Source organism: uncultured Methanobrevibacter sp., assembly GCF_900316895.1.
In the GTDB taxonomy this organism is placed as follows: domain Archaea; phylum Methanobacteriota; class Methanobacteria; order Methanobacteriales; family Methanobacteriaceae; genus Methanocatella.
This window is the reverse complement of the sequence record NZ_ONER01000086.1, coordinates 1-10,809: the sequence shown is the minus strand read 5'-3', so window position 1 is coordinate 10,809 and position 10,809 is coordinate 1. Positions and strand designations below refer to the sequence as shown.

Annotated in this window: 12 protein-coding genes and 4 pseudogenes; all 16 read right to left on the bottom strand. The window is 37.0% G+C overall.

Features of this window, described 5'->3' with window-relative positions; genetic code table 11:
- Positions 1-236: pseudogene (locus QZN27_RS08380) on the bottom strand (F420-nonreducing hydrogenase); the annotation flags it as partial.
- A 16-nt stretch (positions 237-252) separates the two neighbouring features.
- Positions 253-678, bottom strand: a complete 426-nt coding sequence (locus QZN27_RS08375) for a hydrogenase iron-sulfur subunit (RefSeq protein ID WP_292881029.1) — start codon at positions 676-678, stop codon at positions 253-255.
- Between the two features lie 311 nt (positions 679-989).
- Positions 990-2,240: a SufD family Fe-S cluster assembly protein gene (locus QZN27_RS08370; protein WP_296786334.1), complete on the bottom strand. Its 1,251-nt coding sequence runs from the start codon at positions 2,238-2,240 to the stop codon at positions 990-992.
- The gene (locus QZN27_RS08365; protein ID WP_296786331.1) at positions 2,209-2,964 is read right to left on the bottom strand and encodes an ABC transporter ATP-binding protein; all 756 of its coding nucleotides are present in this window, start codon (positions 2,962-2,964) and stop codon (positions 2,209-2,211) included. The genes QZN27_RS08370 and QZN27_RS08365 overlap by 32 nt, the downstream gene beginning before the upstream one ends.
- A gap of 136 nt (positions 2,965-3,100) precedes the next feature.
- Positions 3,101-3,370: a PRC-barrel domain-containing protein gene (locus tag QZN27_RS08360; protein WP_292805699.1), complete on the bottom strand. Its 270-nt coding sequence runs from the start codon at positions 3,368-3,370 to the stop codon at positions 3,101-3,103.
- A 52-nt stretch (positions 3,371-3,422) separates the two neighbouring features.
- Positions 3,423-4,031 carry an NTP transferase domain-containing protein gene (locus QZN27_RS08355; RefSeq protein ID WP_296786326.1) on the bottom strand — a complete coding sequence of 203 codons (609 nt, stop codon included), beginning with the start codon at positions 4,029-4,031 and terminating at the stop codon, positions 3,423-3,425.
- Positions 4,032-4,047: 16 nt separating this feature from the next.
- Complete coding sequence (locus QZN27_RS08350; protein WP_296786323.1) at positions 4,048-5,517, bottom strand: methanogenesis marker 14 protein; 1,470 nt, start codon at positions 5,515-5,517, stop codon at positions 4,048-4,050.
- A 143-nt stretch (positions 5,518-5,660) separates the two neighbouring features.
- Positions 5,661-6,558: pseudogene (mtrH, locus tag QZN27_RS08345) on the bottom strand (tetrahydromethanopterin S-methyltransferase subunit H).
- Between the two features lie 13 nt (positions 6,559-6,571).
- Entirely contained in the window at positions 6,572-6,808 is a 237-nt protein-coding gene (gene mtrG / locus QZN27_RS08340) for a tetrahydromethanopterin S-methyltransferase subunit MtrG (protein WP_296786320.1), read from the bottom strand.
- Positions 6,809-6,820: 12 nt separating this feature from the next.
- The gene (locus QZN27_RS08335; RefSeq protein WP_296786317.1) at positions 6,821-7,027 is read right to left on the bottom strand and encodes a tetrahydromethanopterin S-methyltransferase subunit F; all 207 of its coding nucleotides are present in this window, start codon (positions 7,025-7,027) and stop codon (positions 6,821-6,823) included.
- A 13-nt stretch (positions 7,028-7,040) separates the two neighbouring features.
- Complete coding sequence (mtrA, locus tag QZN27_RS08330; RefSeq protein ID WP_296786314.1) at positions 7,041-7,754, bottom strand: tetrahydromethanopterin S-methyltransferase subunit A; 714 nt, start codon at positions 7,752-7,754, stop codon at positions 7,041-7,043.
- Complete coding sequence (locus QZN27_RS08325; RefSeq protein ID WP_296786311.1) at positions 7,755-8,084, bottom strand: tetrahydromethanopterin S-methyltransferase subunit B; 330 nt, start codon at positions 8,082-8,084, stop codon at positions 7,755-7,757. It lies immediately after the preceding gene.
- A 16-nt stretch (positions 8,085-8,100) separates the two neighbouring features.
- On the bottom strand, positions 8,101-8,916 hold the full coding sequence (gene mtrC / locus QZN27_RS08320; RefSeq protein WP_296786308.1) for a tetrahydromethanopterin S-methyltransferase subunit MtrC: 816 nt from the start codon (positions 8,914-8,916) through the stop codon (positions 8,101-8,103).
- A complete protein-coding gene (gene mtrD / locus QZN27_RS08315) occupies positions 8,917-9,609 on the bottom strand; it encodes a tetrahydromethanopterin S-methyltransferase subunit D (RefSeq protein ID WP_296786304.1) in 693 nt (230 codons plus the stop codon). It lies immediately after the preceding gene.
- Positions 9,609-10,316, bottom strand: a pseudogene (gene mtrE / locus QZN27_RS08310) (tetrahydromethanopterin S-methyltransferase subunit E); the annotation flags it as partial. The gene mtrD and the pseudogene mtrE, both read right to left, overlap by 1 nt.
- Before the next feature lie 213 nt (positions 10,317-10,529).
- Positions 10,530-10,809: pseudogene (locus QZN27_RS08305) on the bottom strand (methyl-coenzyme M reductase subunit alpha); the annotation flags it as partial.

Genomic DNA, 10,809 nt, shown 5'->3' with positions numbered 1-10,809 from the left:
TTTTCATTTAACATTTCAGCTAATTCTCTGTTTTCATCGTTTCTGATTCCACCTTCGACAATAATGATATCTAAATCTGGTACTTCATCATATTTAGTATCCATGAGCACAGGGGAAAATTCAAAATCTGCAAATTCCATTACATCAATTAAGGATTCGTGGAAATCCGCAATGGATAAGTGGCAACCGGAACATCCGCCTAACCACATAGTTCCTATTTTAACTTTATCTGCCATATTAAACTCCTCCAATTTATCTTTCAGCATCTAATTGTTCTTTTAATGGAGCTGGACCTAATTCTTTGATTCTGTTAACCATCATTTTAACAGATTCAGAGAATTTTTCACCTTCGGATGCAGAAATCCAATCGTGGTGAACTCTTTCTTTTCCAATTCCCATATCTTCGACTAATCTATAAATTAATCTCATTCTACGATCTAATTTGTAGTTACCAGCATCATAGTGGCAGTCACCCATGTGACATCCAGCTACAAATACCCCATCAGCACCTTCTTGGAATGCTTTTAAAACAAATTGTGGGTCAATTCTTCCAGAACACATTACACGAATAACTCTAATATTCGGTGGGTATTGCATCCTTGCAGTACCTGCTGTGTCTGCTCCTCCATAGGAACACCAGTTGCAACAAAACATTACAATTTTTACATCATCAGCCATAGAGTTTCTCCTCCTCTATAAATATTTTTTCACGTTTTCGAAAAACTTATGTCTTTCAAAAACCCAATTTTAAAGTTTTTTAAAAAATTTTAAAATTTTCTTTTTAAGGAAATACTGTTTAGGTATACCTTAAAAACACAATTTTACGTACGTAATGAGCTAGCTCAGCATTACATTATGTACTGATTAATATATTTCATTTATAATTAATATAAAGGTTACTTAGAAAATAAAGCCAAAAGGTTTATATACTATAAAGCGATTCGGCGTAAAAATAGATTAAATTAAAAAAAAAGAAAAATTAGATGGAATTACATTCCATCAAGACTCATATCAATCATTCTTTGAGTTTGCTCAGCCAATTCATCAGGAAGACCTGTGATATCCATGTTCAAGAAACCTCTGACAATCATGGATTCGGCATCTTCTTCAGCAATTCCTCTTGAAGTCAAGTAATTAATCTCATCTTCAGAAATCTTACCGACAGCAGCTTCGTGAGACATTTCCAAGTTAGCAGAACTTGCCTCAAGTTCAGGAACCGCATAAATAAAACTGTCATCAGATAATACGAGTCCGTGACATTCCAAGTGTCCTTTAACTTCAGGAACTGTACCTGCAAGATGACCTCTTGCATAAATCTGTGATTCGTCCTGTGCAACAGCCCTTGAGATGACCTCTCCTCTTGCTCCTTTAGCATTCAACAAGACTCTTGATCCGACATCAATAATGGAATCTTTTTTACCACCTTGGATACTTTGGAAAATGGCTCTTGAGTTTTCACCATCACAATATGCAGTCGGGAAGGATTGAATAGTACTTACAGGACTGGTCAATATGTAATTATTAATATAAGTTGAATTATCCATTAATTTAACACCGGTTCTTGGACGCACTTCAACCTGCTCCGCCCAATTGTGAACCATGGTGAAAGTGATTTTGGAACCTGGTTTGAGATACATTTCAGATACACCAACGTGCATTGCAGAACCTACATCGTCTCCTGTTGCACAGCCTGTAATCAAATGCAATTCAGAGTTTTCTTCAGCAATAATGACATTGTGAGCGGTCTGCATGATGTCCTCATCACTGATGAACATGCATGCCTGAACAGGCATGACTTCCTTAGTTCCAGGAAGGGACCTTACAAAATAACCGCTTAAAACACCATTTTCCTGTTCATTCAAAGCGGTTTTTGCAGTATATTTGTCTGCATCCGGCTTTACAACATTCCAAAGATAATCTTCAAGCCAGCTATACTTTTCTAATGCAACACCCATGTTCATGACTTCAATGGAATCAGACATTGAGTTATTGGTGAAAATATTACTTTGGTCAACCTGTAAAAATGATCCTGACCTGTTTTTCTCTTCAGTATCCACACCAACTTGCAATAAATCTTTTTTAGTCTGTTTGTCTAAATCATCCAAATCATCAATCATGTCTAAAGCATTGACTGTTTCATCAGAGAAATTTTCAATTGTAATATCAGCACCTAATGCTGCCTTTTTATCTTTTGCCCTTTCGGCATCATCATAAACATTGCGCACACTCAACACATCCATTAAAACCGTTTTTCCTAATATCCTCTAAAATTTCTATTGGATTTCCGGAACAAGAAATTACTCCGTCAATTAAAACATGTGCCCTGTCTGCACTTACAAAGTTTAAAATGTAACCCAAGTGAGTAATTAAAAGTCCGCTTCTTTTTCTGGAACCTTGTGGCTTATCCTTATCCAATAATGTACCTATTTCAGAAGCTAACAATTCTACATTTTCAATATCTACACCAGAATCTGGTTCGTCAAACATGGTGAAATCCGGCATCTGAGCAAGCAGCTGCAATATTTCAGAACGCTTTACCTCTCCGCCAGAAAATCCTAAATTAACATCCCTGTCCAAAAATTCGTCACTGAACTTGAGTTGTTTTGCCAATTCCTGCATTCTAGGATTTAATTCCTCATCCATATCCTGATGGGATTCTATTTTAAGAAGATCCCTTACAGACACTCCCCTGATTGCAGGAGGGGTTTGGAAACTTACTCCAAGTCCTAACTTTACTCTTTCAGCAGTAGATAATTTAGTAATATCCTGACCTTTGAATTTGATGGAACCTTCAACCACATCATATTGTGGGAATCCCAATATAGTTAAAAATAAGGTACTTTTACCAGCACCATTCGGTCCTAAAAGAACGTGAGTTTCTCCTTCAGCAATTGAAAGATTAACATCTTTTAAAACTCTTTTTCCGGCTACTTCGACAGCCAAATTTTCGATTTCAAGCAACATATAATCACCTTTTATGAATAAATATGAATTTGTTATACTATAATAAATATGGATTTTATAAAATAAATAGTTAACACTAAATAGTACAAAAAATCACAAAAAAAATAGATAAATAAAAAAAAGAGTATAACTGAAATTATTCAGTTACAATAATGAATTCACCGACTTTTTCAACTTTAGCGAAAGGAACTAATAATAAGTCTCCATTCCTTTTAGCGCCTTTAACATGAATATTGCGGTCACTTTCAATTCTAATAGCGATATCAACAATTTTACCAGTTTTTTCATTGATGATCAGTTCGTCTAATACACCAAGGATACGTGCATTGTTGGTAGCTACTTGATAGTTTTTAATTTCACTCCATAATTTCTCTTCTCTTTTTGGAATTTGTTGTTTATTATCCATTTAATCACCGATAAAAATAATTACTTATATTATTATTATAACTTCATTATATTTAAACATAATATTTAGAATATAACTTTTCTGCAATTTTACTGTCTGGAATCGTATTAATGTTTAATGCCAACTCCACTTTTTCAAGCACCAACTGGGTTTCCTCCTGGATTATATTTTCACTCCTGAGAATATTCAATCCTGATGGAACACAGCCATTGAACTCATATGAATATTTCAATCCAAGACTTTCAAAAACCTCAACAGGGACAATGACAGATAAAGCATCCTTATCATTGTCCAAATAATAATTTATGACATAATCTATAGTTTCTGTTGAAATGAATGGTAAATCGGCATTAATGAAAAGCAATATGTCTTCTTTGGATTTTTTTTCAAAGTAATCCAGAATATATGACAAATCCTTAAGGTAATCATCGCCGGAAGTGTTCAAAATTATAAAATCATCATTCAGTGATTCCAAATATTCGGTGGTTTTGCGAGTATTTGGACTGACTGCAATAACGATTTCATCAATTAATTCAGATGATTTTAAATTGTCTATGACATATTTAATCAAGGGTTTATCATGTAATTTGAAAAGAGGTTTTTCTTCGGGAACTTTAAGTCTGGTTCCCATACCTCCAGCCATCAAAATTGCATAAATCATGAAAAACCACAATTATTTAAGCGAATTTTCCACCCATCATTTTCATACGATCTTTAAGAATGCATCTTCCACCTTGCTTACCACCAATAGGCACCCTAGGTGTTCCCATTGAGTTCATACAACGAGCCATAATTGCAGATCCTAATGCAAGACCATCTTCAACAAATACGACATTTTCAAATTTGTCTTGAACAGCTTCTAAAATGAGTTCAGGCTTACGTCCGGTAATTCCTGCCCTACCTGTGATACCTAAAGCGGAACCTGGAACGATAACATTTTCCTTAAACGCCACATCAAGCACCCTTTTAACTATATTTGTACTTACATAGTCGAGAGTTGAAAGCAGAGTTGGAAGACCGTCAGCATCATAGAATTGTGCACCCAATTCCATCAATTCACCTAATTTATCACCATTGAATCCGACATCACAACCAATTAAAGTGGTTCCTGCATTTTCCGCAGCTTCAGGATTTACTGGCACGGTACCGAATCTGTCAACATCCTTAGGCACTTTAGTAATGTTAACCAATTTATGAGCTTCCAATGCATTGGCTTCAGCCTTTTTGTGGTCGGCCTTTTTCATTGCCTTATCTGAATATAAATCTAGGGCAGCACCATTTTTCTTATCGATTTTTCCTGAACCTCTTGCTAAAGAGTCGCTTACAACACCTGCAAGACCCAGGAAGTTACCAACAGTATTTGCATAAGGTTCATTATCATTAACGATACGGCCTGCCAAAGTGGAACCGAAATCCAGGGAAACACAAGGGTTTCTGTAATCAACCTCAGTCCATTTAGCTCCCAACTTAATACCTGCAGTAACAAGTTCCCCTTCCATTTCATTTGCAACTGTTTCCTTACCTTGAGGAGGAACTACACTTACAACAGCACCGTCAAACATTATGTTTTCCAAAAGGGAATGTTTCTGCAACCTTTCAGGAAGCTGTGAAATAGTCATTGCAGGAGACATTTTCCTTGGAGGAATATCAGCTTCAAGACAGCCGTCAGCCAAAGCGATAATCAATTGACCTGCCTCTTCCGCAGTTGCAAAACCTGCGGTTACACCGGTTGATCTGACAACAAAATCCAAGTCTTCATCCTTATCGACCTGACATTTTCTTAAAGATTCCAAAACGGTATCCCTGATAAGCTCTGTTACGGATTCCTTGGAAAGTTCAATACCCCAAACGGTTTTACCGAATACCTCTTCATTAGGTTTAGGCGGGCGTATATCACGAGTCATTTTAACTGTTTTGTTCAATAAATAAGATTCACTTGTGTTTAAATTAGTTGCCATTACAATGGATTTTGTAGTGGTGTTACCTAATTCAACAGAAGCAGTTACATAAAAAGTATCTGGCTTTTGAACTGCACCAGGACTTGCAGGACCTGCCCTTTGAGCTCTTAAAGATGCTAAATTACCTTCTTTGGAATGAGCAATGATAGGCTTAGGACCTTTATTAAAAAGTTTACTTAAAAAAGACATTATCTAACCTCTCCAAAAATATTAAAGTTAAATAATAATATCTTTTTATGATAATATAAATTTTATTAAAAGTTTTTAAAAAAAAGTTGAAAAAAAGAAATATAGATTAGATGAAATGAATCATCTAATCGGGACCCCATTATTTATAATAATTTGTTAATTGGGTGGTCTTCTACAGGTTCGGTACCGATATCTTTTGCTGCTTCAGCAATCATGATATCTGCCATACCACATGCAGGGAATGCAAGTCTGGAGTTTTCGATAGGACCGAAAAGAACGAAGTCTCCACCAGCCATTTGTTGAACGATGTTTGAACCAATATCACAAACAGGCCATGCTTCTTTGTGTTCTTTTTTGTATCCTCTTAACCAGTCCCATGCGGAAGGTACGTTGTGAATACCGGATCCTACAGGGTATCCCCATTTAGCTTTTACTGCGTAAGCAGTTCTTACAGCAGGTCCTGCACCTTGACCTAATGGAGTTACAGCTACGTCCATCCATGGTTTGGTAATTCCACATTCGTCAGCCATTTCAAGAATACCTTGGTCGATTACAGAACCACCAGTTTCCCAGGTTGAAACCTAAGAGAATGGATGCGTCGATGTCTGAGTTTTTAACAGCTTCGATTTCACCAGGTTCTGCAGCCATACTTAAAGAGTTGTAAACAGCTCTGTCAGCTAAGCCTGCATCTTGAACGTATTCTACACCTGCAATTTTTGCAGCAGCTGCGGTTGAATCTATAAGGAAAGGTTTGTCACAGACGTCACCTACAAATTCTAGGTATTTTACCATAGCTTCACCGGTAGCACCGAAAGTTTGTACTACACAAGGGTTTCCGGTTACATCAGACATTTCTTCCATAGTTTTAATTAATCCGTCAGCAGCATCTTTATCAAAGTCACCTGCTTTTTCATCACTAATAATTTTGTGTCCGCCGTAGAAAATAGTTCCTGCTAAAACGGTAGGGTATTCACCAGGTTGGCCCCCCATTTTTACCCCATTCATATCTACAACGAGTTGTTCTTTATCAAATCTAAACATAAGTATAAACCTCCTATAATAAGGTAGATAACATTGCAGCTACGCCGAATTTTATAGCTACAATTAATATAATTAATCCAAGTATAATACCATACAAAATACCAACATCTCTACCAGTTTGTTGGCCTAAACGTTGGTAATATTCACCTACAGTGAAATCAACTTTTTCTTCTGCATCATCTAATTTTGCAGCGATTTGGTTGAAATCATCTGAGGATACCATTACTTGAGGTATTGAATCTTCACTCATAAATAACACCCCTTAGAATCCTAAAGCTTTTGCAATAAAAGGAATGATCACGATTAAAAGTAATGCTATGCATGCACCGATAGCAAATCCTTTAAATCTGGTTGCAAGTAAACCTGCGAATAGTTTACCTTCTCTTGCAAGGAGTTTTGAACTGTATTCAGCATCATCTGCTGCAGTTTTCATCCCATTTATGTTTGGTTTATTTGAAATTTGTACCATATTCATCTCCTCCTTAAATCAAGAATAGAACTCCAACTATTAAAGTAAAAGCTAATCCGATCATTATACCTTGGACTTTACCAGCATAATTACCTGCCATGTTTCTTTGAACAGCACCGGCCATATCGATTTTAGTGTTTATATCCCTAATTCTAGCTTCGATAAGAGCAGTTTCAGCAGAAACAACTTTCATTGCTTCTCCTTCTTCTTCTTCGCCGCCATCTTCATCAACAGAGATAATCATAGCTTCTTCTTCAAAAGCACCTGGATCTTTTTCTACACATTCATTGATTTTTGATTGAATTGTTCCAATATCTTCAGTATCAATTAAATCAACAATTTCTAATTGTTGTTGGAATCTTTCAATACCATCGAGAGGAACATTTTCTACGAAAGGAATAGCTCCAGTAGCACCGATAATTTTCTTTTTATCAGGGTCTGCACCATTATCATATAATGCTTGAATACTTTGACCAGTAATGTGGCCTTGTACTTCAGCACCAGCTAATATTAAGAAACGAATATTAGGATTTGAGATAATGTTAGCAACTACTTTTTCAATTCCTAAGTTTTCTGTTTTACATGGGCCTGCAATAGCAGCGCCGGAAAGTTCAGCTTCAATGTGAGAAGCTAAAGTGGTAACTGCAACTGGGCTTTCTGGATCACCGACAATGTAGTCTCCACTGATAACCGGCCAGCCGTCTGCAGGAGCTTTTTTATCAGCCATCTATAAAACCCCCATCATTTGTAATAGTGGTAATGCAGCAAATATAATAAATGTAGCTAATAAGAATCCATATACTGTGTTGGTTAATAATCCTGCAGTTACGTAGGAACCTTCCCTTCCAGGGTATGATCCAACAGGACTTGTGTATGGGTCTAATGAAGCCATTAATTCATCAGCAGCTAATTCCACTTTTGCTACTTGTTCGTTAACATCATCCATAGAAAGGAGAATAACTCCACCACCTAAAGATGATCCGATAATCCCTGTAGCAGGGTCTAATGCGAAATTCATTTCAGGTACAATTTGTACCATAGGTAACATTTGAGCCATTATTAATCCTCCTAATCTATTGTTCTACTTTAGGCCATAAACCAGCCCATTTGGTTGAAGCAGCATCATTACATGAAGCTAATACAAATGCTCTGAATGAAATAACCCAACCGATTAAACCAACGATGAATACGACAAACCAACCAAGTCCTCCAGTAGTGAGGGACATGAGACCTGTAAGAGTCATGGATAAGAATGCAGTAGATGCTGCACATTTGAGAGTTCTTACTTGATCTTCGTTTGGTCCTAAACATGCGTTGAATGGGTGTTGGATAGCCATAGTACACATAATAAATAATACAGCAATAAAACCAGTTGCGACAACATTTTTCAAAATAGCTGTCATGTCGTAACTACCTGCAATAGCAACAGCAAATCCTAAGATGGATAAAGTAGCTGCACCTGCAATTTCAATAGTACATTGAAGCATAATAGGGATTTTCATACCTACAATTTTAGTTGCAACAATAGCAATGATAGCTCCAATAATTACAGCAACTACAAAAGAAGCAACAGGTCCAAGAATAGCCATTTTTAAGATACCAGCTAAACTGAGACCAGCTAATGCAGAAATTACACCAACTGAAAGAGACATATAACCGATGGATGGTACACCAGTACCTAAACCATAACTTGCAACTCTACGAATAGCATCTGCGCCCCAAATGATAGCACATACTGCTCCGAGACCTGCGATAACTGGGCCGATTAAATCTCCTAAAAATCCTGATAAATAAATACAAAGTAATCCTCCGACGATACCTACAGCTAATAACATAGTTGAACTTACTGCACCTGCAGCTGCACCGTCAGCACTTCCACCAGCAGACATTTAGAAACCTCCAGTTAAAATAACACAAAATATTCCGACAACAATAGATGCGATTGCACATGCAAGAGCTCCAGTACCAATTCTTTTGAATTTTGGATCGTGCATACCTTCAATGGTACCACCGATGTTATATGAAGCAATTACAGAGTTAATAAAGAACACACCTACACCTAAAATAGCAGCTAAACCAATAGCAACAGCAGGTTCAAAAGAAGCTTGTACTTTATCGTAAATTCCGTAGTAGACTAATCCACCACCGAAACCACCGAGAAGACCTCCGATTAAACCACTTACGAAAGAGGTTAAAGGTACACCGTGACCTTCGGTACCAGGAGTTTTATATACTTCTTGGTTACGTTTGGTAATCCAGTCTACAGGTACTTTGGATGCAGCAGGAACAATACCTACACCGAAGATGTAGATTAAGTTAGCAATGAGCATGGTAATACCCATCATGATCATAGCACCAATAGCACCACCGATACCTACTATATAAAATGGTTCACCTGTCATAGTTGCAGCAGTAATTAATCCTGTTAAACCAGCACCAGCAGCTAACATAGCAGTACCAGTACCTACACCAGTAGCTGTTGCCATAGCTGCAGGAGCTCCTCCTACAGGGATAAAGTGCACACCTGCACCAATCATAATACCGCCTATTGCGATGAATAAAATTAAAGTAATTGGATCCAATATACTCCAAATACTACTGTATTCCAGAAACTAAAGAATACAACGAGACCGAAACAGAAACCAGTTAATGGTCCACCGAATTTAGCACAGAAGTTTACAACATCCATTGAGTTTTTAGCACCTAATGGAGCTTTAGTAACAATATCCCCTTGAATAGCTACAGGGGTTCCTCCACCAAATTCGAATTTTTGATACTCACTTTCAGCACCATAGTGAACGTCCCCAGTTGAAGAACCGATAGCACCTAAAGCAATACCCCAAAGCATTGCTAAGAGTGGTAATGGGAATACGTGTAATGGGGTACCATTCAATGGAATGGTCATTAAGTAAGAAATTCCAACAATACAGAAACTAGTTATAAATCCGTGACCTACGATAGGTCCTAAAGATTGAGTTAATACATCCATAAATAATGGTTGTTCAAATTGGGATTGTCCGACAATCCTTCCCATGTGGGATGTAACAGTATAAATAGCGTGAACAAAAGCAGCGACACAAGCACCGATTGCAATAGCTACAACAGGCATTAAGCCTAAAGACATAACTAAGTATGCAATAGCACCAGCAACACCACACCAAACACCATAAGCGATTCTAAGTCCTCTGCAGCCCCTCCGATAGTAGCAACTGCACCCATTAATGCAACTACACCTAATGTTACAGGGTCCATAATTTTTTTCCTCCATATTTTTTATTAAATTGATCATTTAATAAACGTGAAATGAATGATTTTTGTTCCATCAAAAATCTTGGATTTATAATATTATTATTACAAATATCTTGTAATATTTCAAGTAAACTTGACTCAATATATATATTTTAGATTATCTTTATATAAATGTTTTGGAAATTTTCAAGTAAACTTGAATTATATAAAGTGGTAGATAGGTGAAAAATCACCTATCTCCGTGTTTATCTATCTATTTTGCTGGGGTAATAGCAGTTCTTTCACCAGCAGGTTCGAATTCTCTTAATGCACCTTTAGCAAATTGAGCACGTACTTGACTGAAGTCAAAGACTAAGTTTTTGTCAGCAAATGCGATTTTTACTAATGGGTTGAAAGCCCAAGCGTCTCCACGAGCGGAGTGAGGTGCTTGTGCGATACCAGCGTATTCACCTTGGTGACCTACGTTCATTGCGTAGTTAGGATAGTTTGGTCCTCTCATTTCGAGTGGTAATCCTTCATCGTTTCTGATGGAG

Coding starts and splice junctions, on each gene's coding strand:
- QZN27_RS08375 (WP_292881029.1), bottom strand. CDS start 678: ATGGCTGATGATGTAAAAATTGTAATGTTTTGTTGCAACTGGTGTTCC.
- QZN27_RS08370 (WP_296786334.1), bottom strand. CDS start 2,240: ATGGATGTGTTGAGTGTGCGCAATGTTTATGATGATGCCGAAAGGGCA.
- QZN27_RS08365 (WP_296786331.1), bottom strand. CDS start 2,964: ATGTTGCTTGAAATCGAAAATTTGGCTGTCGAAGTAGCCGGAAAAAGA.
- QZN27_RS08360 (WP_292805699.1), bottom strand. CDS start 3,370: ATGGATAATAAACAACAAATTCCAAAAAGAGAAGAGAAATTATGGAGT.
- QZN27_RS08355 (WP_296786326.1), bottom strand. CDS start 4,031: ATGATTTATGCAATTTTGATGGCTGGAGGTATGGGAACCAGACTTAAA.
- QZN27_RS08350 (WP_296786323.1), bottom strand. CDS start 5,517: ATGTCTTTTTTAAGTAAACTTTTTAATAAAGGTCCTAAGCCTATCATT.
- mtrG (WP_296786320.1), bottom strand. CDS start 6,808: ATGAGTGAAGATTCAATACCTCAAGTAATGGTATCCTCAGATGATTTC.
- QZN27_RS08335 (WP_296786317.1), bottom strand. CDS start 7,027: ATGGTACAAATTTCAAATAAACCAAACATAAATGGGATGAAAACTGCA.
- mtrA (WP_296786314.1), bottom strand. CDS start 7,754: ATGGCTGATAAAAAAGCTCCTGCAGACGGCTGGCCGGTTATCAGTGGA.
- QZN27_RS08325 (WP_296786311.1), bottom strand. CDS start 8,084: ATGGCTCAAATGTTACCTATGGTACAAATTGTACCTGAAATGAATTTC.
- mtrC (WP_296786308.1), bottom strand. CDS start 8,916: ATGTCTGCTGGTGGAAGTGCTGACGGTGCAGCTGCAGGTGCAGTAAGT.